This window comes from Yimella sp. NH-Cas1, assembly GCF_022359705.1.
GTDB classification, from domain to species: domain Bacteria; phylum Actinomycetota; class Actinomycetes; order Actinomycetales; family Dermatophilaceae; genus Yimella; species Yimella lutea.
In genome coordinates this window covers 1,340,413-1,364,376 of sequence record NZ_JAKSGG010000003.1, presented here as the reverse complement: position 1 = coordinate 1,364,376, position 23,964 = coordinate 1,340,413, and the positions used below count along the sequence as shown (strand labels likewise).

Genomic DNA, 23,964 nt, shown 5'->3' with positions numbered 1-23,964 from the left:
CGTCGGTGAGAATGGCACAGCAGCCTGGCCTCCGTCCACTGGGCCCTCGTCCTGTTGAAGTAGCGCCCGATCTCCACAGGCCGAACGCGCCCATCCGCCTGGGATCCCGCGCTCAAGCCTGGCGGGGAGCAAGGCCGTGTTCTTGACGCGGGACACGACCTACCCCGAACGGCTCCATCACTACAATCACCACCGCGGCCACACCAGCCTCAAGGGCCAATCACCCATCGACCGCGTGCCTAACCTCTCCGGACAGAACATCTAGCGGTCGCCTGATCGTTGCCCGCCGAGTCCGCGACACCACAGACCTGTCCGCTGTTCGCTAGGCCGCTGCGTTCCTTGGCAAGGAAGCGACTCGCGTCGCCAGGCCGATGACCTTGACGTGCAAACCGGTCTTCCCATCGGTGTCGACATAGACCCTACGGATCTGCAGGTCGACGACGGACTGCTTGCTTGAGATGAGCCCACCGGCGACGATGCCGTCGAGGGCGTCCTCCATCAGATCCAGTGCCGAGTGCCCGTTCGTAGGGTAGGCCGGGCTCTTGGGAAAAACGCCGTGCGCCCCGTAGTGCATCGCCGGCCGCTTCACACCGTGCGTCAACTCAACCCGCACCGGCCCGATGACCGACCGCCCCTTGCGGTACTTCACGCAACTCGCAGCGATGTGCCCGCACCACGCTTCGCGGCTTTGCGGTTGACGCAGCGGAAGACGCGGGACACGGAAAGAGGCGGTGCGTAGCGGAATGACTGTGGCGTTTGACATGCCGCCCACGGTGCGACGCGGATGACGTCCCGAGGTACCGGCCCGGGGCTGTCGCACCGTGCTGATATGGAACAGGACAACACCTACATTCCGAAGCGCGCACGCAACCTCGTCGCGCTCTCGGTCACCCACAGTCCCCCGACCCCTCCGACCCTCGCCTTCTGCTCAGCCCAGTGGTTCGAGTCGTTCGACGGCGATCGTCTCGCTGATGCCATTGAGATGATCACCTTGCTGGAGACCCATGAGCTGCTCGTCACCTGGGGTGGACTCGCTCCGGTCAGGGATGCCGCTGAAGCCCACGGGATCGCGCACCCGTTCAGTCAGAAGAAGCCGACCGGCGAGATCGCCGTCAAGGCCCACTCCCGCGTGCTCGACCTGGCCGCAGCCACGGGCTCCGAACCGACCACGCAGGCACTGTGGTCGTACCTGGCCGCGAACGTCCGGGACGGAGTCATGGAGAACCTGGCGACCCGTCCGGAGGACCGGCGCACACCCGAAGCCGTGGCGGAAGCGATCCGCACCTCGGCCGTCGCGCATATTCTCAACGAGCGACCCGCTGCGCTGTCCTCCATGTCCGAAGGTATTAGCAGCGGGTCGCTCGCATCCGGAGACGGCGATGACTGACACCTCGATGTAGCCGTCACCGCAGCCACCGTCTCGACCGACGACGTGGTTCAGCCACCGGTGCTACGTGTACTCGACGGATCCGATCTGAATGAGGACCTCGACACCACGACCGAGCGCGGCATCTACGACTGGGAAGCCGAGGGCGACTTCGACCGCCGGCATCTGACCCTCGTTCCGACCGCGGACTGAACCGCGCGTCGCACCGTCACGAACATGGAACTTCGAACCGCTGCGCGCACCCTGCCTGGAACGACGCGCCCTGCCGCGTCGCCTTCGGTCGAGGAGCGCTGGCCGGACCGGCACGTCCCGGCCGAGGTCGCGCACATGCGCAGCAACGACCTGCAGTGGGCGTGCTCTGGTCATCCGCAGCCGGAGATCTTCTTCCCGAACACCAACCGCGACCTGTCCGCGGCCAAGAAGATCTGCTCGGACTGTCCGGCCAAGCTGATGTGTGGGCGCGCCGGCGTCAAGTCGCTCGAGTCCGGAGTCTGGGGAGGCACGCTGTTGCACAACGGTGTCCCGAACAATCGTCTCTTCACTCGGGAGTACCCCGGTGCAGGACGTAAGAAGGCCACAACACAGTCCGCCTGACCAGCACCGACGAAGCCGCTCAAGCCACGTGCTGAGCGGCTCTCTCGTTACGCAACCATCACCACCTAGAAGAATCCCGCGCCATCGCGCGGGATTCTTCGCCTAGACCCTGATCTCCGTAGAGAGGGGGTTTAAGGGTTGTGTCCGGAGGGGGACTTGAACCCCCACGCCCGTTAAAGGGCACTAGCACCTCAAGCTAGCGCGTCTGCCATTCCGCCACCCGGACGAGGTGAGTGGCCGGCCGATTTACCGGCTGGCCAACAGCCCGAAACATTAGCACGCGGACCCCGAAACTCCCGCATCGACCGTGCCCGGGCGGTCTTGCTGGACACCTGCTCGAGTGAACCTCATACTTCACGCAGGGCACACCTAGAGCTACCTCCACCAAGCCGGGGTTCTTTGTCAACATGGCGAAGTCGGAGTTCAACTTCGAAAAGATGATCGGCAAGACGATCGCAGAGCACAGCTCCGGTCCCCCGAAGCCACGCTGCGGGCAGACACCGACTGGTCGACCGGTTCAGGGCCGGCGGTCAAGGGCCCGTTGTTGTCCCTGTTGATGGCGATGACGGGCCGCGCCGCACACCTGGACGAACTTGCGGGCGACGGGCTCGCGGAACTTCGATCCCGCATCTGAGCCCACGCCCCGACTCGGCTCAGTCGGTCAGCGTCGGCTGGGCGCCGTTGCCGGTCAACGGAATCACGTCGACGGCGACATTGAGCTTGCTACCGCTGCCCTCGGCGAAGATGATTCCCTTGAGCGGGGACACGTCACGGAAGTCGCGGCCCCAGGCGGTCACGATGTACCGCGAATCTGCGAAGTGGTTGTTCGTCGGGTCGAGATCCACCCATCCGAGCGGAGTCCGGATCGACACCCACGCGTGGGTGGCGTCCGAGCCGGCGAGTTTGGGCCTGCCCTTCGGCGGAACGGTCTCGATGTACCCGCTCACGTACCGGGCCGGCAGACCCACGTGCCGGGCCATGCCGGCGGCGAGATGCGCGAAGTCCTGGCAGACACCTGCCTTGCCCTCGATGACCTCCTCCAGCGTGGTGGAGGTGGTCGTCGCGCCCTTCGCGTATTTGAACTCGCTGTAGATCAGCTCGTACAGGTGCACCAGAGCATCGCCCAACGGACGGTTGTCCGGAAGGTGCTCCTGTGCGTAGGCGGCGACTGTCGGAGTGACATCGACCAGCCGCGACGGCAGCAGGTAACGGGTGTGGTCGAGGTCGAACCCGCCGGAGGTGGCTTCCATCTCCCGGCGTGCCGACTGCACCGTCCAATTGTTGAGTGCTTCGACATCGGCCTTCGGCCAGGTGATCTCGACGTGGGAACGCTTGGTCACCGCGAACCTGGTGTGCCGCGTCCGGATCTCCAGATAGTGACTGAAGTTGCCGAAGAAGTCGGTGTGTTCGGACATGACGTGCGCGGACGGCGTGACCTCGATCACGTTCGACAGCACCTTTTGGTGTTCGGTCGACCGCGGCCGCAGGCACGCCCGGCTGTAGGAGGCCGTCACGAAGTCGTCGTACTGGTACTCGGTGGTGTGGCGGACCTCGTACCGGCGCGTGTTGTGCAGATCGGGGACCTGGTCGCTCACTGGCGCACTCCGACCTCGTGGATGGTGTTGACGCGACGGGGCGGCTCCGGCCGCACGAAGTAGCGGTGTGAGACCTGGTCGCTCAGGTCACGCAGCAACGAGGTCAGCTCGACGGAGAAATCCACGAGCCGGGACCGCTCGTTCATGCCGAGGTCCTCCGGCGAGACCGCTTCGAGCCGCTTGGTGAGCGCATCGACGGCTGCCCGCACGCCTTCGTCCTCGATGACCTGGGTGATGCCGGTGATGCGCTTGAACTGGAACTCGAGCGACCTGGGGTTGATCGGGTCACGCAGCAGCAACTGCAGCATGCCTGCCACCGGGGACGCCGGACCGGTGCCGGACGCGAGGCGCCGGCGGAACGTGATCACGCTGTCGCACGCCCGCAGCGTCGCCTCGGTGATCTGGCCGTCCGCCACGGGCGAGCGTTCGGTACCGATCGCCACCCGCAACAACGTCGACACCTGCAAGGAGCGCTCGACCCTTCGTCCCAGGTCCATGAAGGCCCATACCTCGTCGCGCACCGTGTTCTCCGACGCGAGGCCGGCAAGCCCGACGAGGCACTCGAGCACCTGCGCGAGGACACCCGGCAGTGGCTCGTCGTCGTCGACGGGACGATTGATCGCACTCTGCAATCGGCTCAGGATCAGCCACGTGTCGGGCGAAAGGAGTTCACGGACGGCGTACGCGGCACGCGACAGGTTGCTGACCGTGTAGGCGATGGTGCCGGGAGTGTTCTCGGCGAAGACGATCGTCCGGAGGAACTCGGAAGGGTGCGAATCGCCTTGTGGCGCAGCCACTCCGGTGACCTGGCTGAGCGCCTGCACCATTTCTCGCATGGCGACCTGCCCGGGTGAACCGGACCGGCCGTGGTGATCGGCGACGAGGTCATCGACCACCGTCGCCAGACGGGCGGTCGACTCCGCGCGCTCGGCGTAGCGTCCGAGCCAGAAAAGGTCGTCGGCAACGCGTGGGGCCAGAGACATCGAGTCGGGTTCGACGGTGAGCTTGAGGGTGTCGCGGTGACGTCCGCGCTCGGCCATCGCTACCTCGAACTCGGTCGGAGCCAGCACCCAGACGTCCTTGGCGATGCCACCGTGGGAGTTGGACACGTTCCAGCTCGTGCTGTTCGCCGCGACGCGACCCAAACCGCCCGGCAGGAAGCGGTATCCGTCGTTCGCCCCGACCCCGAAGGTGCGCAAGACCAGGCGCCGCGGTTCGAGCCCTTCGGCCGCGATCACCGGAGCGGTCGACATCGCGACCTGCTCCTGTGCCGCCCACTTCCACGGCTCGGCGTCGATCTGAACTCTGAGGTCGTCCAGTTCGCTCGACGACAGTTCCCAACCGTGCGTCGCCGGGTCTGCTTCTCCGCGACTGATCGGTTTGATGACGAGCTCATCGAGACGGTCCATCGCCTCGGCACGCTGCTCGCGGTCACCGAACCACCAGGTGCGGGCGTCCGGAAGCAACAGGTGCTCGCCGAGCAGTCGCTTCGCGGCCTGCGGCAGGAACGGCACGAGCGCCGGGTTCTCCAGCACACCGCTACCGAGCGGGTTCACCACGCTGATCATCCCCCGGCGCGCGGCCTCGGTGAGCCCGGTGACGCCCAGACGCGAGTCACCCCGCAGATCAAGCGGATCCGACCATGCGGCGTCCACGCGACGAACCAACACATCGACATGTTGTGGCTTGTGAGTCGTCTGTCGCCAGACCCGTCCGTCGCGCATGGTGAGGTCTTCGGCCTGCACGACCGGCAGCCCCAGCAGGCTCGCCAGGAAGGCCTGGTCGAAAGCGGTCTCACTCGCCGGTCCGGGTGACAGCAGCGCGATGTTCGGCTGATCGACTGCGACCGGGGCTGCGTCGAGCAACGCGTCGCTCATCTGGTCGAAGAAGCCGCGCAGTCGAGCGAGGGCGGTGTTGCGGTACAGCCTCGGCATCGTCCGAGCCACGATGCGTCGGTCAGCCATCGCGTAACCAGCTCCGGACGGCGCCTGGTTACGGTCGGCAAGCACCGTCCAGGTGCCGGACGCATCGCGGGCCAGGTCCACGCTGGTCATCACCAGTTGGCGATCGCCCGGCAACCGGATGCCGTCGGCCGCCGGCAGGAATCCGTCGTGCCCCACGACGGCAGCCGCCGGGATGACACCCTCGCTGATCATGCGACGCTCGCCGTAGAGGTCGCCGAGCAGGGCGTCCAGCAGCATCGCCCGTTGGGTGAGGCCGCGCTCGAGTCGCGCCCATTCGTCGTCCGACAGCACTACCGGCAACGGGTCGAGTTGCCAGGGACGCGCCCGGTCCTCACCGGAGACGGTGTAGGTGAGGCCGTCCTCCTTGATGTGCCGGGCAGTCGCCGCCTTGCGCGCCAGCAGGCCACCGATGCCGATCGACTCGACGATGTCGGTCAACTGCTGGTGCTGTTCGGTGCCGGCATCGCTGAGCCACTCGTCGACGCAGATGCCGCGGTGTTCGCCAGAGTCGCCGGCATGCTGCCCGGAGTGCTCCTCCGTGCTGCGTTCGACCCGTTCTCGATACCGGCTCAGCACACCGGAATTGGCCTGGGGTTGCGCCGTCATGAAGTCACCTTATGAAATCGTCCGCGCCCTCGGGTCATGCGCGCCGACCGGCCGAGAAGCGGCGCAGGTCGAGCGTGGACGGGTATTCACCGTTGCCGTGCCGCACCTGGGTTTCGTACGACGGCCAGCCGGACATGTCGACCGTGCCGGACGTGTGCCCGACCGCCTCGAAGCGGCTCCCACGGCGCGATTCGGCTTCGGCGGCGTTTACCGGGTAGGTGTCATAGGACCGGCCGCCGGGATGCACGACGTGATAGGTGAAACCGCCGAGCGACAGACCGTTCCAACGATCCACCAGGTCGAACACCAGCGGAGAGTGGACGCCGATCGTCGGGTGCAGCGCGGACGGCGGCGACCAGGCACGGAATCGCACCCCCCCAACAACCTTCGTGTCCGGCGCACCACCTGTGCCGGGAGTGCCTGTGCCCCAACCGGATCCAGCGACCGGCACCAGCGGTACCGGCACTCCGTTGCAGGTGATGACGTGACGTCCGTGTACGAGGCCGGTTGCCGCGACCTGCACCTTCTCCACCGAGGAGTCGACGTAGCGCGAGGTGCCCCCCTGGGTCACCTCTTCACCGAGGACGTGCCACGGCTCGACGGCCTGGCGCAGTTCGAGGTGGACGCCGGCGATGTCGGTCTCCCCCAGCCGCGGGAAACGGAACTCCAGGAACGGGTCGAGCCAGGACGGGTCGAACTGGTGTTCCGGCCCGAGATACCGGTTGATGTCGGAGACCACATCCCGCAGGTCGGCTGCAGCGAACGCGGGCAGCAGGAACCGGTCGTGCAGGCGTGAACCCCAGCGGATCAGCGAGCCGGAGTAGGGCTGGTCCCAGAAACGCGCGACCAGCGTACGCACCAGCAACGCTTGCACCAGCGACATCTGAGCGTGCGGCGGCATCTCGAAACCGCGCAGCTCCAGGATGCCGAGACGGCCGCGGTCGGTGTCGGGACTGTAGAGCTTGTCGACACAGAACTCGCTGCGGTGGGTGTTGCCGGTGATGTCGGTCAGCAAATGACGAAGCAACCTGTCGGTGATCCATGGACGCGGTTCACCATCGGATTCCTTTGTGGCGCGGTCGAGTTCGTGAAAGGCGATCTCGAGTTCGTAGAGCGTCTCGTGACGTCCTTCGTCAACGCGTGGCGACTGGCTGGTCGGGCCGATGAAGCGTCCGGAGAAGACATAGGACAACGCCGGGTGGTGCTGCCAGTAGGTGATCAGACTGCGCAGCAGGTCGGGGCGACGCAGCAACGGCGACTCGGCGGGCGTGGAACCACCGAGCGTGATGTGGTTGCCGCCGCCGGTGCCGGTGTGAGTGCCGTCGATGTCGAACTTCTCCGTCGCCAGACGAACCGACCGGGCGTCGTCGAAGAGCGTGGTCGTGAGGGTCTCCAGCTCGGCCCACGACGAGGTGGGTTGCACATTGACCTCGATGACACCGGGGTCGGGCGTCACGGTCAGCGAGGTGAGGCGGCCACCACCGCTCGGCGGCGCGTAGCCCTCCAGCACGACTGGCGTCCCGGTCGCCTTCGCGGCCTGTTCGATCGCCCCGAGCATGCGCAGCGCGTCGTCCAGCTCGGACAGCGGCGGCAGGAACACGAACAGGTGGCCCTCGCGTGCCTCGACGGTCAACGCCGTCCGCGGAGCCTCCTCGATGTCGTGCACCTGAGCGCTCGGGACCTCGGTTTCGAGGGATCCGGGATCGGGCAGGGTGCCGCTCGCCGCGAACGGCGAGGCGTCGGGGACGTACGGTGCCTCGGCCCAGGCGATCGAACCGAGCGGCAGGCGCAGGCCCATCGGCGAAGTGCCGGGCGTGAGGTAGAGGTGCTCGCGGCGGGTCTGCCAGACAGCCGTGCCCCAGCCTTCGCCGTCAGGTGCGGGGAAGACCGGCAGCACCCACCCGGTGGGCAGCTCGGGTGCGATCTGCTTCGATTCCAGCTTGCTGCGTCGATCGGGGTCGAGTGCACCGACGTCGTCACCGGGGCGGTCGCCGCTCGGCTGACGAATCTCGTTGTGCCAATCCGTGATCGGGTCTTCGTAGCCAGGTCGGACGACCTCGTCGGGCAAGCCGAGCCGGGTTGCGAGGTGCTGGGTGAAGTCGCGGACGACCATGGCACGCTCGTGGTCGTCGCCGGGCACGACGGCGTCGCCCCACGGGTCGTCGAGGAGTGACTGCTCCTGCCACATCGGCGAGCCGTCGGTACGCCAGATGAGACCGATCTGCCAGCGCGGCAACGGTTCTCCCGGGTACCACTTGCCCTGACCGTGGTGCGTGATCCCGCCCTTGCCGTAGCGCTTTCGCAGTTTGTCGGCCAACTCGACCGCCAGCTTTCGCTTCTCCGGACCGTCGGCGGCGGTCTCCCATTGCGGAGTCGAGGTGTCGTCGGCCGACACGAACGTGGGCTCGCCACCCATCGTGAGCCGGACGTCGCCGGCCTGCATCAGTTCATCGACGTGCTCGCCGAGTGCGCGCACCTTCGACCACTGGTCGTCGGTGTAAGGCTTGGTGACCCGCGGGTCCTCGAAGACCCGGGTGACGGTGTTCGCGAAGTCGAACTCGACGTTGACCGGCGCCGTCGCACCGCTGATCGGTGCTGCCGCTGACGGGTGCGGCGTCGCGCAGAGCGGGATGTGACCCTCCCCGGCGAAGAGGCCGCTGGTTGCGTCCATGCCGATCCACCCGGCACCCGGTACGAAGACCTCTGCCCAGGCATGCAGATCGGTGAAGTCCTCCTTCGGACCGCTCGGGCCGTCGAGCGCTTCCTGGTCGGCGGTCAGCTGGACGAGGTAACCGGACACGAATCGAGCCGCCAAACCGGCGCGGCGCAGCGCCGCGATCAGCAGCCAGGCGCTGTCACGACAGGACCCGATGCCGCGATCGAGGGTCTCCCGCGGGCTCTGCACTCCGTGCTCCATCCGCACGGAGTACGAAACCGCCCGGTTCACAGCCTGATTCATCGCGACCAGGAAGTTGACGATGCCCGGGTTCTGATCGCCCGGTTGCGCATCGGCGATCGCCTGGTCGATCCAGGACTGCGTCTGCTCGCTGAGTCCGCTGCCTTCGTCGGCGTCGTCGACGACTCGCAGGTACGGGTCGAGGTCGGCGCGCAGATCGTCGGGATAGGTGAACGGGTAGTGCTCGGCGTATTCCTCGACGAAGAAGTCGAACGGGTTGATCACCGTCATGTCGGCGACCAGATCGACCGTGACCTCCAACTTGTCGACCCGCTCGGGGAAGACGAGGCGCGCGAGGTAGTTGCCGAACGGATCCTGCTGCCAGTTGATGAAGTGATTGCTCGGAGAGACCGTCAGCGAGTACGCGGTGATCGGGGTGCGACTGTGCGGCGCCGGGCGCAGCCGGACGACGTGCGGGTGAACCGTCACCGGTTCGTCGAAGGTGTAGGTCGTGCGGTGATGGAGGGCTACCCGGATCGTCACCCGCCCCACCCTAGCCATCCGAAGCGGTGCGTCAGGGGCTGCTCACCAGCCGGTACCGCGCACTTTCACCTGGCTGTGATGAGCATCCGCGTCATCGAAGAAATCGAGCAGGGAAGCCGCCAGCCAAGCGCGTCGTTCAACGGCATCCGATGACCCTGAGGTGCCGCCGGCGCGGTCGTCGAAGACGGGTGTTGCTGCATCTGATTCATCCCGTGCGCCTTCACAGCGCACAGGTAAGCATCAATTCCACTCCGGCGGTGCGGCGTGCTCCAGTTGCGGATCATCGGCCTTGAAGGTGCGGACCGGTCCGGGTTCGGTGGTCGGGCCCTCGAATCGAACGGTGACTCGGCCCAGGCCGCTCCCCCACACCCAACCGGCACCGTGCTCGGCGTGCCGGACGTCGGCGCCCGGTGTCCAGGTCTGCGGGTTGCGGCCCCAGCCGTCGTCGACATCATGCGCGGTGACCGCGGCTTCCGGGGACGGTTGCTCGACCTCCTCCTGCTCGAAGGACATCCGTTCCTGGGCGTGCGGCGACATGCCGGACACCCCGAAACCGAGCAACCGCAGGCCCGCTGCGGTGTCCGCACCGACGAGCAATCTGCGGGCTACCGACAGGATCGTTGCGAGGTCGCCGGTCGGGTGCAGCGTGCTTTCCGATCGGGTGAAGGTGGAAAAGTCGCCGTGCCGCACCTTGATCGTCATCGTCCGGGCGAAGTGTCCGTGCTCCTGCAAGCGCGCAGTGACCCGCTCCACCAGCTTCACCAACTCACGATCGAGAACGGTGCTGTCCGCGACGTCGACCGGGAAGGTCTCCTCGGCCGAGATGCTCTTGGCCTCACGCTCGGTGACGATCGGGCGATCGTCCCTCGCGAAGGCCATCTCGTGCAACCCTCGTCCGTGGGACTCACCGAAGATGCTCACCAGGTCGGTCACCGACATTCGTTGCAGGTCGGCAACGGTCTCGACGCCGAACGAGCGCAGCCGCTCGCCCGTCACCGGACCCACGCCACCGAGCACTCGAACCGGTAGTGGACCGAGTACCTCGTTCTCGTGGCCGGCCGGGACGATCACCAAACCGTTCGGCTTGTCCAGGTCCGACCCGATCTTCGCGATCTGCTTCGAAGTGCCGATCCCGACACTCGCCGTCAATCCCCCTGTGCGCTCGGTGATCTCGCCGAGCAGGCGTTGAATCCGGTTGTGCAGCGCGTCGACCGCGAAGTCGGTGATATCGCCGTGTGCGAGGTCGACGTAAGCCTCGTCCACGGAGACCTGCTCGACCGTGGGCGACAGGTCGTGCAGCAGTTCCATGACGATCGCGCTGGAGGCTCGGTACGCGGCGCCGCGCGGACTGAGGAAGGCCGTGCCGGGCGGGCACAGTCGGCGCGCCTGAGCGGTAGGCATCGCCGACCGGGCTCCGAACTTACGCGCCTCGTAGGAGGCGGTCGCCACGACGCCTCGTCCACCCGTCCCGCCGACCACCACGGGTTTGCCGCGCAGGCTGGGTTTGTCGCGTTGCTCGACCGCGGCGAAGAAGGCGTCGAGGTCGAGGTGCAACACACTCGGACGGCTTCTCACCGTTCCATTGTCGCCTGTCGGACGCAGCCCGCGACCGTCGGTGTTCAGCCGACGCTGCGATGGATCACCAGCGGCAGGACGCGGGCCGCTCCTCGCTCGCGCAGCGCAGCGGCAGCCACCGTGGCCGCCCAGCCGGACGACGTCCGGTCGATCACCAGCAGAACCGTATGGCCGTCGACGTTCGCGTCCGGGCCGGCGTCGAGGCAATCACGAAGGACGGCGGCCTCGTCGGCGCTCGGCAGATCCGTCGGGACGCGATCGGTCGCCCAGACCGCGTGCGGGAGCCGGCCGGCGTTCGCCAGGTGCTCGGCGACCGAACCCGCCAGATCCGGCATGCCGCCCGGAGCCACGGCAATCATGCAGGTCGGCCGGTCCACCCACTGCTTGCTCCAGTCGGCGAGGGTGTGCACCGCGTGTTCGAGCAGTTCAGGATCGGCTGCCGCTCCCGTCTGCAGGCAACCGGCGAGCGAGTCGGCCCACTCCGGCGCGTCGGCATGGACGAGTACCCGTCCGGGGTCAGCCGCCTGGGCGACCGGGATCTTGCCGCGGGTGCCATACGCTCCCCCGGGCCACATCTTGCGTGGTTCCAGCACGTGGCGCTCGGTGCGCAGCACCCGTCGCACACCGCGCATCGTCTCCGAATTCGCCTCTGCGGCAAGACCTTCCGGTAAGCCGCCGATACAGACCGAGCAGCGACCGCACGGTGCAGCGGACGGGTCGTCCAAGGACTCCTGGAGCAACTGCATGAGGCAGCCCTGGCCACGTACGTAGCGACGCATGATCTCCGCTTCACGGCGACGCGTCGCCAACACCGAGTCGTAGTGCTCCTGGTCGTAACTCCAGTCCTTGCCGGTGGACGACCACCCGTCGGTGGTGCGGACCACGATGTCGTCAACAGCCAACTGCTTCAACAGCAGTTCGACCCGCGTGCGCCGCACTCCGGACTCGGCCTCGAGCGCCACCACGGACAGCGGCGACACTGCCTGACCCAGGAGTTCGAGGATCCGCTCGACCTCCTTCGGCTTGGGAATGGTGGCCGTGGCGAAGTACTCCCAGACAGCCTCGTCCGAAGCAGACGGAAGCAAGGTGACCAGAGCATGGTCGATCGCGCGGCCGGCACGTCCGACCTGTTGGTAGTAGGACACCGGTGACGGCGGAGCCCCGACGTGCACCACAAACCCCAGGTCCGGCTTGTCGTATCCCATGCCGAGGGCGGACGTCGCAACCAACGCCTTGAGTTCGTTACGCCGCAGCGCGTCTTCGAGTCGCTCGCGTTCGGCGCCGTCGAGTTGCCCGGTGTAGGCGGCGACCTGAAGGGACGGATCGCCGGAGTACTTGGTGCGCAGCACCTCGGCCAGACGTTGAGCATCGGCCACGGTCAGCGTGTAGATGATGCCCGAACCGGGCAGCGTCGGCAGGTGATCGGCCACCCACGCGAAGCGGGCGAGCGGATCCATCTGGGCTGCAACCGCGAGCGTCAAACTGGACCGGGCGAGTGGTCCACGAAGCACCAGGGTGTCCGAACCCAGTTGTGCCGCAACGTCTTCCACCACGCGCGCATTGGCGGTGGCGGTCGTGGCCAGGACGGGTGTCTGCGGGTTCAGGCGTCCGAGCACGTCGACCACACGTCGGTAATCCGGACGGAAATCGTGGCCCCAGTCGCTGACCGCGTGTGCTTCGTCGACGACCACCATGCCGAGGCGTCCGGTCAACGCATCGAGCACTCGTGCACCGAACCCCGGGTTGGCCAGACGCTCCGGTGACACCAGCAGAACGTCGAGACGATCGGCCGCGAGGTCGGCCTCGATCCGGGACCAGTCGTCGATGTTCGAGGAGTTCAAGGTCGCCGCGACCAGGCCCGCTCGTTCGGCCGCCTGCACCTGGTCGCGCATCAACGACAGCAGCGGCGAGACGACCAGCGTCGGTCCGTCACCGCGGTCGCGCATCATCGTCGTGGCGATCCAGTAGACCGCCGACTTGCCCCACCCGGTCGCCTGGACGACCAGCACGCGGGACCCGGGCTGCGAGAGCGTCTCGAGTGCCTCACCCTGCCCGTCGCGCAAGGTGGCGTCGGGACCGGCGAGGGCACCCAGCACCCGACTGACGGCGTTCTGCAGAAGTTCGGTCGACATGCCTCGACCTTTTCACGGGGTACCGACAACGCGGGCCGGAGACCTAAGGCTGTGCAGAACCCTTCTTCTTGGCGGCCTTCGCCGCCTTCTCCGCCTTGCGTGCCGCACGCCGCTGACGTTCCTGCTCCTCCATCTCGGCCGCCTCGTCCACCGTGGGAGCCGTTCCGCCGAGCGCCTTCGGAAGGAAAGCGAGGTCCTCACCGGTCATCGGCGGGTACTGCGCCTTGGCCCGGTCGAGCATCTGCTTCATCTCGGCCTTGAGCTGTTCGGTGAGCTGCGCCGGGTCGGCGTCGGCAGGCGCTTCGATCGGGCGGCCGACGGTCACGATGATCGGAACACCGGTACGGCCCAGCTTCTTCGGGTGGTCCTTGGTCCAGATCCGCTGCGAGCCCCAGACGATCGTGGGGATGATCGGGACGCCGGCTTCCTGAGCCATCCGCACCGCGCCGGTCTTGAACTCCTTGAGTTCGAAGGAGCGCGAGATGGTGGCCTCCGGGAACACGCCGATCAATTCGCCGCGCTGCAGAGCCGCGACCGCTTCGCGGTACGCACCGGCGCCCGCCGATCGGTCGACCGGGATGTGCTTCATCCCTCGCATCAGCGAGCCGACGCCCTTCATGTCGAACACTTCCTTCTTCGCCATGAAGCGCACCAGACGTCCGACGTCCTTGAAGGCGTACCCCGCGAGGGCGAAGTCGAGGTATCCGATGTGGTTGATCGCGACGACACCCCCACCGGTCTGCGGAATGGCCTCCTGGCCGGTGCGCTGGAAGCGCAGCCCCTGCGCGGCGAACAACCCGCGGGCGAAGTGAACGACGGGTGTGTAGACCGGCTCCATGCGGGCAACCCTATCGACGAGTCGGCCTGCTCGTGCGCACGCTCACTAGAGTGGCCGTGTGCTGCCCATCGTCAACGCCCTGCGCTACGTGGTCCCGCTGCGCGAGGGTGGTTCGCTGCCCGGTGTGATGGAGGCGGACGACGAGGGCACCTGGGTGGTCAAGTACCGCGGCGCCGGTCAGGGTGTGAAGGTGCTCGTGGCTGAGATCATCGTTGCCGGCCTCGCTCGCGCCCTCGGCATCCGCGTCCCCGATCTGAGGCTCGTCGACATGCCGGAGCAGATCGCGAAATACGAGGCCGACGAAGAGGTGCAGGACCTTCTCACCGCGTCCGTCGGTTTGAACCTCGGGATGGACTTCCTACCCGGCGCGTTCAACTACGACGGCTCGACTCCCCCGCCGCCGGACGAAGCCTCGGCGATTCTCTGGCTCGACGCCTGTGTCGCCAACATCGACCGCACCCCGCACAACCCGAATCTGTTGCGTTGGGGCAAGAACCTGTGGGCGATCGATCACGGCGCCGCCCTCTACTTTCATCACTCCTGGCCCTCGAGGGAACCCGACCCTGCGCGGTTCGCCGCCGCACGCTTCGACGACTCCTCGCACATCCTGCGCGAGGTCGCAGATGACGTCAGTGCCGTCCATGAACGCGCCACCGCGATCCTCAGCCGGGAGCTCATCGCTCGCGTCCTCGACGACGTGCCGGACGAGTGGCTGGAGTCGACGGCCGATCTGCCGGGCCCGGAAGCGGTCCGCGCGATGTACGTGGAGCACCTCGTCGAACGCCTCGCTCGTCCGGACGCGTGGATGCCGAGGAACGCATGATCGGTTACCAGTACGCCGTCCTGCGGTTCGTGCCGGCAGTGGAGCGTGAAGAGTTCGTCAACATCGGTGTTGTCGTCTACGCACAGATGGCCGACCACCTGAGCGTCGAGTGGCTTGTTCGTTCCGACCTGGTGCGAGCACTTGCACCCGAAGTCGATCTGAGCGAGATCGAGACTGCGCTGGCGTCGTTGCGTGCTTGTGCCGCAGGCGAATCCGCGCCCGGAAAGCCTTCGATCCGCTCGCTCGGAGCACGCTTCGGTTGGCTGGTCGCGCCGCGGAGCACAGCGATCCAGCCGGGGCCGGTGCACGGCGGGCTCACCGACGACCCGGCGGCAGAGGCACGAAGGCTGCTCGACCGACTCGTCGGGTGAACGCCGGACGCTCCCCTCGCCGTAGCGAGAGGAGCGCCCTTCGTGCTGGTTCCGTCCGCGCGACCCACTCAACGAGTCAGCCGCGCGGACCGGAGCTCATTTACTTGCCGTCGCGGCCGCGCACGTCGTCCCGCAGGGAACGAATGCGGTCACCGATCGACTTGTGGTCGCCGTCCGCGTCGCGGTTGACGTCCTGGACGCCGTCGCCGACACGGTCGTCCCGGATGCCGTCGTGCCCGGCCTGGACGTCACGCTGGTCGCCCGAGGTGTGCCAGTCGGCGCCGTCCTGCAGGTTGCCGGTGTCCCCGGAACGAACCGCGTCGTCACGACCCACGCCGTAACCGCCGACCGCCGTGGAGCCACCGGCCGTGCCTGCGCCGACCTGGTTCGGCTGACCGCCGAAGTCCGCAGAGCGGTTCTCGAAGCCGCCGGTCTCGCGGGACTGGTCGTTCCAGTTCTGCTGTCCGGCAGTCTGGTCGGCGTCATAGCCAGGCTGCTGGGCGTCATGCTGCTGCGCCCAGCCCGCGGACGACTCGTCGGCGTACCCGCCCTGGTCGAGCTGACGCGGGCTACGGTCGTTCTGGCCCAAGTGCTGTCCGTCCAGGCCACCCTCGTGCTGGTAACCCGGCTCGTTGCCGCGATCAAGGGTCCGGCCGTCGTCGTAGGAGTGACCGCCGAGGCCACCTTCGCGGTCGCCGTCGCGCAGCGTGCCCTCGTGGCCACGCGGACTGTTGCCCGCCAGGCCGTCGCCGAAGTGCGTGTCGGTCCGACCCTGCTCGTCGTAGCCACCGTGGTGAGCGTCGCCGGCGACATCGCCCATCGTGCTGGTCTGACCGATGCGGTCGGCGTCACGGTCGCCGAAGTGGTCACCGTCGTTGTCACGGTCACGCAGGTCCATGCCCGAGTCACGACCATCGTTGTCACCGAGGGGGTCGGCGTCGTGGTCGCCGAGGCGGTTGCCGTCGTTGTCCCGGTCACGCAGGTCCATGCCTGAGTCACGCCTGTCATTGTCACGGCCCTGGTACGCGACGCCACCAGCGCCCGCGGCACCCAGACCACCGGCGGTTGCGCCAGTGCCCCAACCCGGCCCGTCACCGTCCCGCTGGTCAGCAGCACGTCGGTCGGCGTCGTGGTCACCGAAGCGGTCACCGTCGTTGTCCCGGTCACGCAGGTCCATGCCCGAGTCACTGTCGTCGTGTCCGCCGGGGCGCGAACCGTCGAGACGGTTGCCGTCCTTGTCGGTCTCGACGTCGGGGTCGAGCAGGTCGGCCTGGCGCTGCTTCTCGTCGTAGTCGTCGCGCACGCTCTGCGCGTCGTTCACCTTCGCCGACGCAGCCTGCTCAGCCTTGCGCGCCTGCGCAGCGGCACGGTCGGCCTGCTCGCGGCGCTGGCCTGCTTCACGCGCGGCGAGGTCGGCCTCGCGCTCGCGCTCCTTCAGCTGCATCTCCTGGGCGGCGGCGTTGTCGCGCAGCTGTGCTGCTTCCTCGCGCTGCCGTTCCTTCTTCTTCTTGTTGTTCATCATCGCGACGAGCGCGATGATGGCGAGCACCACCACCGCGGCGATGATGATCCAGAGGATCCGGTTGTCCATTACGACTCTCCTGCCTTCGTGAGATCGAATAGGTCCACCCCGGTAGGTGGTTCGACAACCGAACGTACGCGCTAACGGGCGTCCGTTGGTCTGTCCCGCCTGATGAACGTTCGGACGGGAGTCGGTTCAGTCTCTCGTTGCCCAGAGTGCGACGGCGGACGCCGCCGCCACGTTGAGCGAGTCGACGCCGCCGGCCATCGGTATGCAGACGGTGCGAGTGCTCAGTGCCATCGTGCGGCGCGACAGTCCGTCACCTTCCGTGCCGACGACAAGACACAGCCGGTCGTGATCGGCTGCGGCGAGTTCGTCCAACGTTTGGGCCTCGTCGTCCAGCGCGAGCGCTGCGACGTACCAACCGGATTCGCGCATTTCCTCGATTGCGGACGGCCATGGCTCGATCCGCGTCCACGGCACCTGGAACACCGTGCCCATCGACACCCGCACAGCCCGTCGGTAGAGGGGGTCGGCGCACCGGGGCGTGATGAGGACGGCGTCCGCAGCCATCGCTGCGGCCGAGCGGAAGATCGCCCCGACGTTCGTGTGGTCGACGACGTCCTCGATCACCAGAATGCGCCGCGCGTCGGCGACCACGTGCTGCCACGCAGGCAACACCGGTCGATGCATCGAGGCCAGGGCTCCACGGTGCAGATGGAAGCCGGTCATCGCCTCGATCACGGCGGGCTCCGCCACGAAGACCGGAGTGTCGTCTCGTTCGGCATCGGCCACGAGGTCTGCCAGATCGTCGAGCCAACGCTGCGCCATCAGGAACGAGCGCGGACGGTGGCCCGCGGCGAGCGCTCGACGGATGACCTTCTCGCTCTCGGCCAGATAGAGACCCTCGGCGGGTTCGAGGACGCGGCGCAGCGCGACGTCGGTCAGGCCGAAGTAATCGCGGACCCTCGCGTCGGACGGGTCGTCGATCCGGATCACGGTCATCGCCGACTCAGTTCACCAGGAGGTTGACGATGGCAACGATGCCCACGACCACAATGAATCCTCGCAGGACGTTGGGTGGGAGCTTGCGACCGACCGAGCCGCCGACGAAGCCTCCGATAAGTGCGCCGGCCGCGATGAGTCCGGCGATCTTCCAGTCCACGTGTTCGCGGGAGACGAGGATGAAGGTGAGGGCGGCGACCGCGTTGACGATCGTGCCCAGGACGTTCTTGATCCCGTTGAGCTTCTGCAGCGGTTGTGCGAGCAGGACGCTCATCACTCCCATCAACAGAACCCCTTGTGCCGCACCGAAGTACCCGCCGTACACTCCGGCGACGAAGATCCCGACACCGAGCAGCACCCGCCGTCCGGGCGACTCGTGATCGGGGTGATTCTCGGCGGCCCATTTCTGGATGCGCGGACCGAAGATCACCAGTAGGACGCCGACCAGGATGAGCGCTGGGACGATCGCGTCGAAGGCCTCGGCCGGCAACGTGATGAGCAGCAGAGCGCCGACGATCGCACCGAGCAAGGACATCGGTGCCAGACGCTTGAGCTGGTCGGCGGTCGAGCGCACCTCGCGCCGGTAGCCCCAGGTGCCGCTGAGGCCCCCGGCCACAAGACCGATCGTGTTGGACACGTTGGCGGTGACCGCCGGTACGCCGAATGCGAGCAGCGTCGGGAACGTGACCAGGGTGCCCGAACCGACGATGGTGTTGATCGTTCCTGCAGCCATTCCGGCAAGCAGGATCAGCAGGGCTTCGGTCCAGGGCATTGCTGCAGATTAGCCAAGGGCTGTCGACGTCATCGGCGCAGTCTCAGGTTGCGCGTGCGCTCCAACGGTCACCGTTCGGACCTTCGTGCCGATCGAGCACGAGCGGCACCCCGAAAGCGTCCGAGAGGTTCTCGGCGGTCAATGTCGATTCGATGGGGCCGGCAGCAACCACACGTCCTCCCCGCAGCATCAACACGTCGGTGAATCCCGGCGGGATCTCCTCGACGTGATGGGTCACCAGGACCATTGCGGGCGCATAGACGTCCTCGGCCAACTCACCCAGACGGCGGACGAGGTCCTCGCGGCCACCCAGGTCGAGACCCGCGGCGGGCTCGTCGAGCAACATGAGTTCCGGGTCAGCCATGAGGGCGCGCGCGATCTGGACGCGCTTGCGCTCCCCTCGCTCAAGGTGCCGAAGCGGCGGTCGATCAGGTGGTCGGCACCGATGGTGGCCAGGAGTTCCTTCGCACGCTCATGGTCGAGTTCGTCGTACTGCTCGCGCCAGCGTCCGACCATTCCGTAGGACGCGGTGACGACGACGTCGCCGACCCGCTCCTCGCGCGGAACCCGGTCGGCGATCGCGGCCGAGGCCAGACCGATGCGGGGGCGCAGTTCGAAGACGTTCACCGCGCCGAGTACCTCCGACAGCACGCCGGCAACACCCGATGACGGGTGCATCCGCGCTGCGGCGATCTGCAGCAGGGTCGTCTTACCCGCACCGTTCGGGCCGAGCACCACCCAGCGCTCGCCCTCCTCGACCTCCCAGGTCACGTCGTCGAGCAACTTCTTGTCGCCTCGGACGACGGTCACTCCGGCGAACGCCAACACATCGCTCATGGCCCAAACCTATCCGGCAGGTGGAACATCTACGGTGGCCGGATGGGCACTCTCCCGGCATCGGTCCGACTGGCGCTGTGGGCGACGGCCGCTTGGAACGGTCAGGCGCTCGGCGCGTCGGTGATCGAGCGGTCCTTCCCCGACGTCGACGACGTGAGCGGCGACCTCGACCGATTGCAACTGTGGGGTGAACTCGGTGAGCGGGTGATGCCGTGTGCCCTGCCACATCCCGGTCACGCGCAGTCGGTGCCTCAAGGTTCGACGAGTCTGATGGCCGAGACTTTGGACGCGGGTGAGTGCGCATACGTGCCGATGATCGGCGGCGCCCTGGTGCCGTTGATCGAACCGTATGGACCCGAACAGGACCAGGGCTGGCGGGCCGAACTTCGTGCCTTCGACTGCTCCCCCACGCCGACCCACCGCATCGAAATGCTGACCGGCTCGTCCATCGAACGACGGCTGCAGTCCGAAATCGCCTCTGCGACGGCGGAACTCGTGGACATCGACCTCGTCCCGTGGCAGCGATCGAGCGAACGGGACGAAGCTGCGGGGCATCTCTCGGGTGCCTTCGGGCTGCCTGCCGGGATGCCTGCACGGTTGGCCCGGACGATCTGGAGCGCGGCCACCGTGTCGACCGCAGCCGAGGCGGCGCTCGACCATGACCCGATCGTCGGTGCATCGGCACACAGCCAGCGGCACGAGGTGCTCCGGCGGCTGATGATCGAGTGCGACCAGGTCCTCGCGGACGCGACAAACCTCGCCGCCCTCACCATGGCCGGCGTAGTCCCCGACCGCTGACCCGAGCTCCTGGGACGGCGTGAACCGTCAGCCGAGTACCTGCGCTTGTCCTGAACCGATCACGGTGGTCGAGTAGTGAGGGAGCTCTAGCGACCGAGCGCGATCGAGACCCCCCGACGAGACAGGCCCACGCCCGCTGACTCAACCACCCCAACCCCTCGACGAAACCTGACCACGCCCCGCTGGTTGAGCCCGACGGATGAGGAACGAACCCGTCGGTGCCGAAACCACCCCAACCCCTCGACACAAACCGGACCACTCCCGCTGGTTGAGCCCGACGGATGAGGAACGAACCCGTCGGTGCCGAAACCACCCCAACCCCTCGACACAAACCGGACCACTCCCGCTGGTTGAGCCCGACGGATGAGGAACGAGTCCGTCGGTGCCGAAACCACGCCGAACCCTCGACGCAAACCGGACCATTCGGAGGTTGTCAGTGCTCGATGGTTGACTCTTCGTATGAGGGAGAATGAAGCAGTCGACACCACGGAAACGGTTGAACCCGAACCGTTTTCGTCGAAGGCTGTGCTCGACAAAGCGGACGATTTCGACCCGGCGTACGTGGCGAGGTACGACCTGGAACGCGTCGCCGGTGCCCTCACCGGCGCGTACGCCGACCTCATCACCGTGATGCGCGAATCCCTCACCGAACAGCACTGGGCTGTCTCCGGGATCCGGTCCCCGGAACACTGGTTGACATGCTTCGCCGAGCAAGTGTTGAACGAAGCCAAGAACGCGCTGTTCCAGCAAACCCGTCACACCGACAGTGATGGCGACAACGACTGCGAGCGGGGCGGCGGCCAGGAGTCCGCAGTCGAGTCCGACCAAGACACCACGGCTCAACGGATTCCGGCCGCGTTCGGCGGGCCCGACCCCGGCACCGACCGCGCCCCCGATCTTGGCGCCGACCTTGGCACGGACCTGGGTGACGGTCTGGACGCGGCCGGGAAACCACGGATCACTCTGGCGGACGCGTTCCTCGAAGCCATGCTCCGCTCGCTTCACGCCGGCACCGGCGGGGTGCCGGGTCGGGCGGACACCTACCGGGTGCTGTTCCACCTCGACGCCCACGGACACGGCTGGTCGGGCGGTGCCGGAGCCCTCCCACCCGCACTCCGCGAGAAACTCTCGTGTGACGGGCTGATCGTGCCGATCATCGAGAAGAACGGGTACCCCGTCGACGTCGGACGCACCCAACGCATCGTCCCTAGACGAACCCGCCGCCTCGTGCACGACCGGGACCACGGCTGCCGCTTCCCAGGGTGCGGAACCCACCGGTACGTCGAAGTGCACCACGTCATCCACTGGTCCAAAGGTGGCAACACCGACCTGGGCAACCTGATCAGCCTCTGTCCCTTCCATCACGACCGTTTACACGCCGCCGACTTCACCATCACCGCTCTCACCCCAGGGTTCTTCGTGTTCCGAGGCCGGTACGGCGACCGCTTCGGCTACCGACCGCCCGACCCAGCAACCCCACCCGGCGCGCGCTCCACGCCGACGAAGCCGGCGAAACCGTATGAGCGACAATCCTGGGAACCCCTCAACCTGCACTGGATCGAATTCCACAACACCGGCTGACCGAGTCGCGGCGCGACGAACAGGGCATTGAACCTCGGCTCAGACATCCGCAGCGTCTTGTCGCTGGGGTCCGCGAATGAGTGGCTGCTCGACCTGGCCACCACGTAGGCACTTTGCTGCATTGCAGAGGGTAAGCCCGCGACCTCTTATCCCACGCGGCCGACCCAGCGCGTTTCACCGTCCTCCGTGATCTGGGTAGGTTGCAATCCCAGATGACGCGCGATGCGCTGGGACGCCTCGTGATTCGGGTGGATGTGAGCGACGATCTCCTCCATTCCTCGCGCGCGCAGTTCCTCGAGGAGTAACGAGGCCGCCCGGGTCGCGTAGCCGTGACGCTGCCACGGTCGGCCGATGACCCAAGCAATCTCGGCCGGCCCCCCACCTGCTGGAACGGTCGCCTGCACGTAACCCACAGCCGCCTGCTGTCCACCGGCGACGACGACGTGGTTGATCCATACTTCGGTTCCGTCCGCAGAATGCCCACGGACCTGGGCGGCGTAACGCCTCTCCAGCTCGGACCGGCTCGGCGGTTCACCGCCGGTGAACTCGTAGAGGTCGCGATCGGCGAGAACGATGGCCATTTCGCCGGCGTCGGTCACGCGGAGCGGACGGATGCTGACAGTTTCGGTCATGGGCTCAGTCCACCGGAACCGCTGTTCAGCCACAACCGATTTCGACGAGCGCGGGTCATGACCCACCTCACCGACGGCGTTTCCCGCTACGAGGAACCACTCAGAGAGCTGGACGCGCAGATGCGGGCCGGTCGTCCGTTCGTGGCGCACTCGACACGCCACCTCATCGAAGCCACCGCCCGATCTGAGCGTTCAGTCCCTCTTGGAGGACTGAGCGACGATCTCCTCGTATGCAGCCTTGGTCTTCTCGGCGATCGCGTCCCAGCCGAACTTCTCCACGGCACGCTCGCGACCGGCGCGGCCACGACGCTCGGCTTCCTCCCGATCCGAGACGGCTTCGTTCAGTGTCGCGGCCAGGTCGGCGACGAACTTGTCGGGGTCGACCGGGGTGCCGGTGCCGTCGGAGACCTGTTCGATAGGGACCAACCAACCGGTCTCGCCGTCCGCAACGACTTCGGGGATGCCACCGGTCGCCGTTCCCACGACCGCGGCCTCGCAGGCCATTGCCTCGAGGTTCACGATGCCGAGCGGCTCGTACACCGATGGGCAGACGAAAACCGTTGCAGCAGAGAGCAGTGCGATGACTTCCTTGCGCGGAAGCATCTCGTCGATCCAGATGACGGGTGCGGTGCGGTTGTCGCGCAGCTCGTCGACGAGGCCCTTGACCTCCTGCAGGATCTCCGGGGTGTCCGGCGCCCCGGCACACAGGATGAGCTGGACCTCGTCCGGCAGTTCGCGGCAGGCGCGCAGCAGGTAGGGCATGCCCTTCTGGCGAGTGATGCGTCCGACGAACACGACGGACGGCTTGTCGGGGTCGGCGCCGTGCTTTCGCACGATCTCCTTGCCCTCGTCCGACGAATCCCGCTGCCACAGTTCGGAGTCGATGCCGTTGTGGATGACTCGCACCTTGTCGGGATCGATGTCGGGGTAACACCGCAGCACGTCCTTGCGCATGCCGTCGCTCACCGCGATGATCGCCGCCGCGTGCTCGTACGCGGTGCGCTCGACGTACGACGAAACCTGGTAGCCGCCGCCGAGTTGCTCGGCCTTCCACGGACGCAGCGGCTCCAGGCTATGTGCGCTGATCACGTGTGGGATGCCGTAGAGCATCGAGGCCAGGTGACCGGCCATGTTCGCGTACCAGGTGTGCGAATGCACCAGGTCGGCCTCACCGCAGTCCTGCGCGATCGTGAGATCGACGCCGAGCGTCTTGAGCGCACCGTTCGCGTCCGCCAACTCCGGCAGATCGGGATAGCCGTAAGTATCCGGCTCGTCCTGCGGTTTGCCGAACGCTCGCACCGCCACCTCCTGCCCGATGCCGCGCAACGCCCGGACGAGCTCGGCGACGTGAACACCGGCCCCGCCGTAGATGTTGGGTGGGTACTCCTTGGTCAGCACGTCCACTCGCATGCTCGAAACGCTACCGCTGCCCAGGGTGCGAGATGTCTGCGGACGTCGACCGGACGTTCCCCGCACCGACGACCTCGAACGTC

Annotated in this window: 19 protein-coding genes, 1 tRNA gene and 2 pseudogenes; 8 read left to right on the top strand and 14 right to left on the bottom strand. The window is 67.0% G+C overall.

The window, feature by feature from the left end:
* Positions 1–160: 160 nt before the first annotated feature.
* Positions 161–265 (top strand): annotated as a pseudogene (locus MF407_RS06860) (IS481 family transposase); the annotation flags it as partial.
* Between the two features lie 57 nt (positions 266–322).
* Here the strand turns inward: MF407_RS06860 and MF407_RS06855 are convergent.
* Complete coding sequence (locus MF407_RS06855; RefSeq protein WP_239701838.1) at positions 323–763, bottom strand: hypothetical protein; 441 nt, start codon at positions 761–763, stop codon at positions 323–325.
* Between the two features lie 66 nt (positions 764–829).
* Between MF407_RS06855 and MF407_RS06850 the strand changes: the two genes are divergently transcribed.
* From MF407_RS06850 to MF407_RS06840, 3 genes are read left to right on the top strand one after another with little or no spacing between them, the layout of a single operon-like run.
* On the top strand, positions 830–1,387 hold the full coding sequence (locus tag MF407_RS06850) for a hypothetical protein (RefSeq protein WP_239701837.1): 558 nt from the start codon (positions 830–832) through the stop codon (positions 1,385–1,387).
* A gap of 45 nt (positions 1,388–1,432) precedes the next feature.
* Positions 1,433–1,579 carry a hypothetical protein gene (locus MF407_RS06845; protein WP_168990308.1) on the top strand — a complete coding sequence of 49 codons (147 nt, stop codon included), beginning with the start codon at positions 1,433–1,435 and terminating at the stop codon, positions 1,577–1,579.
* Positions 1,580–1,603: 24 nt separating this feature from the next.
* On the top strand, positions 1,604–1,981 hold the full coding sequence (locus MF407_RS06840) for a WhiB family transcriptional regulator (RefSeq protein WP_129627517.1): 378 nt from the start codon (positions 1,604–1,606) through the stop codon (positions 1,979–1,981).
* A gap of 141 nt (positions 1,982–2,122) precedes the next feature.
* Here the strand turns inward: MF407_RS06840 and MF407_RS06835 are convergent.
* The 7 genes from MF407_RS06835 to MF407_RS06805 all read right to left on the bottom strand — a co-directional run bounded on the left by MF407_RS06835 (position 2,123) and on the right by MF407_RS06805 (position 14,130).
* Positions 2,123–2,207 (bottom strand) — tRNA-Leu (locus MF407_RS06835).
* 427 nt (positions 2,208–2,634) lie between these two features.
* Positions 2,635–3,576 (bottom strand): transglutaminase family protein, encoded by a 942-nt coding sequence (locus MF407_RS06830; protein ID WP_239701836.1) that lies wholly within the window; start codon positions 3,574–3,576, stop codon positions 2,635–2,637.
* Entirely contained in the window at positions 3,573–6,146 is a 2,574-nt protein-coding gene (locus MF407_RS06825; protein WP_239701835.1) for a circularly permuted type 2 ATP-grasp protein, read from the bottom strand. The genes MF407_RS06830 and MF407_RS06825 overlap by 4 nt, the downstream gene beginning before the upstream one ends.
* A 34-nt stretch (positions 6,147–6,180) precedes the next feature.
* Positions 6,181–9,585, bottom strand: a complete 3,405-nt coding sequence (locus MF407_RS06820; protein ID WP_239701834.1) for a transglutaminase family protein — start codon at positions 9,583–9,585, stop codon at positions 6,181–6,183.
* A 240-nt stretch (positions 9,586–9,825) separates the two neighbouring features.
* A complete protein-coding gene (locus MF407_RS06815; protein WP_129627529.1) occupies positions 9,826–11,160 on the bottom strand; it encodes a DNA polymerase IV in 1,335 nt (444 codons plus the stop codon).
* A 44-nt stretch (positions 11,161–11,204) separates the two neighbouring features.
* A complete protein-coding gene (locus MF407_RS06810; RefSeq protein ID WP_239701833.1) occupies positions 11,205–13,292 on the bottom strand; it encodes a DEAD/DEAH box helicase in 2,088 nt (695 codons plus the stop codon).
* A 43-nt stretch (positions 13,293–13,335) separates the two neighbouring features.
* Entirely contained in the window at positions 13,336–14,130 is a 795-nt protein-coding gene (locus tag MF407_RS06805) for a lysophospholipid acyltransferase family protein (RefSeq protein ID WP_239701832.1), read from the bottom strand.
* 58 nt (positions 14,131–14,188) lie between these two features.
* Here MF407_RS06805 and MF407_RS06800 point away from each other — a divergent pair, with 58 nt between their 5' ends.
* Positions 14,189–14,953 (top strand): HipA family kinase, encoded by a 765-nt coding sequence (locus MF407_RS06800; RefSeq protein WP_239701831.1) that lies wholly within the window; start codon positions 14,189–14,191, stop codon positions 14,951–14,953.
* Complete coding sequence (locus MF407_RS06795; protein WP_239701830.1) at positions 14,950–15,324, top strand: DUF3037 domain-containing protein; 375 nt, start codon at positions 14,950–14,952, stop codon at positions 15,322–15,324. The genes MF407_RS06800 and MF407_RS06795 overlap by 4 nt, the downstream gene beginning before the upstream one ends.
* 100 nt (positions 15,325–15,424) lie before the next feature.
* On the opposite strand, the gene MF407_RS06790 is transcribed toward MF407_RS06795, so the two are convergent.
* The 4 genes and pseudogenes from MF407_RS06790 to MF407_RS06775 all read right to left on the bottom strand — a co-directional run bounded on the left by MF407_RS06790 (position 15,425) and on the right by MF407_RS06775 (position 19,460).
* On the bottom strand, positions 15,425–16,915 hold the full coding sequence (locus MF407_RS06790; protein ID WP_239701829.1) for a hypothetical protein: 1,491 nt from the start codon (positions 16,913–16,915) through the stop codon (positions 15,425–15,427).
* 126 nt (positions 16,916–17,041) lie between these two features.
* Positions 17,042–17,851 (bottom strand): RNA methyltransferase, encoded by an 810-nt coding sequence (locus MF407_RS06785; protein WP_129627547.1) that lies wholly within the window; start codon positions 17,849–17,851, stop codon positions 17,042–17,044.
* 7 nt (positions 17,852–17,858) lie between these two features.
* On the bottom strand, positions 17,859–18,623 hold the full coding sequence (locus MF407_RS06780) for a sulfite exporter TauE/SafE family protein (RefSeq protein WP_129627550.1): 765 nt from the start codon (positions 18,621–18,623) through the stop codon (positions 17,859–17,861).
* Positions 18,624–18,666: 43 nt separating this feature from the next.
* Positions 18,667–19,460, bottom strand: a pseudogene (locus MF407_RS06775) (ABC transporter ATP-binding protein).
* 42 nt (positions 19,461–19,502) lie between these two features.
* Between MF407_RS06775 and MF407_RS06770 the strand changes: the two are divergent.
* Both MF407_RS06770 and MF407_RS06765 read left to right on the top strand, forming a co-directional pair.
* Positions 19,503–20,258, top strand: a complete 756-nt coding sequence (locus MF407_RS06770) for a hypothetical protein (protein WP_239701828.1) — start codon at positions 19,503–19,505, stop codon at positions 20,256–20,258.
* 459 nt (positions 20,259–20,717) lie between these two features.
* A complete protein-coding gene (locus tag MF407_RS06765) occupies positions 20,718–21,839 on the top strand; it encodes an HNH endonuclease signature motif containing protein (protein WP_239701827.1) in 1,122 nt (373 codons plus the stop codon).
* A 146-nt stretch (positions 21,840–21,985) separates the two neighbouring features.
* Here MF407_RS06765 and MF407_RS06760 read toward each other — a convergent pair whose 3' ends face one another.
* On the bottom strand, positions 21,986–22,471 hold the full coding sequence (locus tag MF407_RS06760; protein ID WP_129625142.1) for a GNAT family N-acetyltransferase: 486 nt from the start codon (positions 22,469–22,471) through the stop codon (positions 21,986–21,988).
* 192 nt (positions 22,472–22,663) lie between these two features.
* Positions 22,664–23,881, bottom strand: coding sequence for a glycogen synthase (glgA, locus tag MF407_RS06755; RefSeq protein ID WP_129625141.1), 1,218 nt, complete (start codon positions 23,879–23,881; stop codon positions 22,664–22,666).
* Between the last annotated feature and the right edge of the window lie 83 nt (positions 23,882–23,964).

Bases quoted from the DNA above. Each gene is read 5' to 3' on its own strand.
- MF407_RS06780 (WP_129627550.1), bottom strand. From the start codon at position 18,623: ATGCCCTGGACCGAAGCCCTGCTGATCCTGCTTGCCGGAATGGCTGCA.
- MF407_RS06770 (WP_239701828.1), top strand. From the start codon at position 19,503: ATGGGCACTCTCCCGGCATCGGTCCGACTGGCGCTGTGGGCGACGGCC.
- MF407_RS06810 (WP_239701833.1), bottom strand. From the start codon at position 13,292: ATGTCGACCGAACTTCTGCAGAACGCCGTCAGTCGGGTGCTGGGTGCC.
- MF407_RS06805 (WP_239701832.1), bottom strand. From the start codon at position 14,130: ATGGAGCCGGTCTACACACCCGTCGTTCACTTCGCCCGCGGGTTGTTC.
- MF407_RS06785 (WP_129627547.1), bottom strand. From the start codon at position 17,851: ATGACCGTGATCCGGATCGACGACCCGTCCGACGCGAGGGTCCGCGAT.
- glgA (WP_129625141.1), bottom strand. From the start codon at position 23,881: ATGCGAGTGGACGTGCTGACCAAGGAGTACCCACCCAACATCTACGGC.
- MF407_RS06825 (WP_239701835.1), bottom strand. From the start codon at position 6,146: ATGACGGCGCAACCCCAGGCCAATTCCGGTGTGCTGAGCCGGTATCGA.
- MF407_RS06840 (WP_129627517.1), top strand. From the start codon at position 1,604: ATGGAACTTCGAACCGCTGCGCGCACCCTGCCTGGAACGACGCGCCCT.
- MF407_RS06790 (WP_239701829.1), bottom strand. From the start codon at position 16,915: ATGGACAACCGGATCCTCTGGATCATCATCGCCGCGGTGGTGGTGCTC.
- MF407_RS06855 (WP_239701838.1), bottom strand. From the start codon at position 763: ATGTCAAACGCCACAGTCATTCCGCTACGCACCGCCTCTTTCCGTGTC.
- MF407_RS06795 (WP_239701830.1), top strand. From the start codon at position 14,950: ATGATCGGTTACCAGTACGCCGTCCTGCGGTTCGTGCCGGCAGTGGAG.
- MF407_RS06760 (WP_129625142.1), bottom strand. From the start codon at position 22,471: ATGACCGAAACTGTCAGCATCCGTCCGCTCCGCGTGACCGACGCCGGC.
- MF407_RS06850 (WP_239701837.1), top strand. From the start codon at position 830: ATGGAACAGGACAACACCTACATTCCGAAGCGCGCACGCAACCTCGTC.
- MF407_RS06765 (WP_239701827.1), top strand. From the start codon at position 20,718: ATGAGGGAGAATGAAGCAGTCGACACCACGGAAACGGTTGAACCCGAA.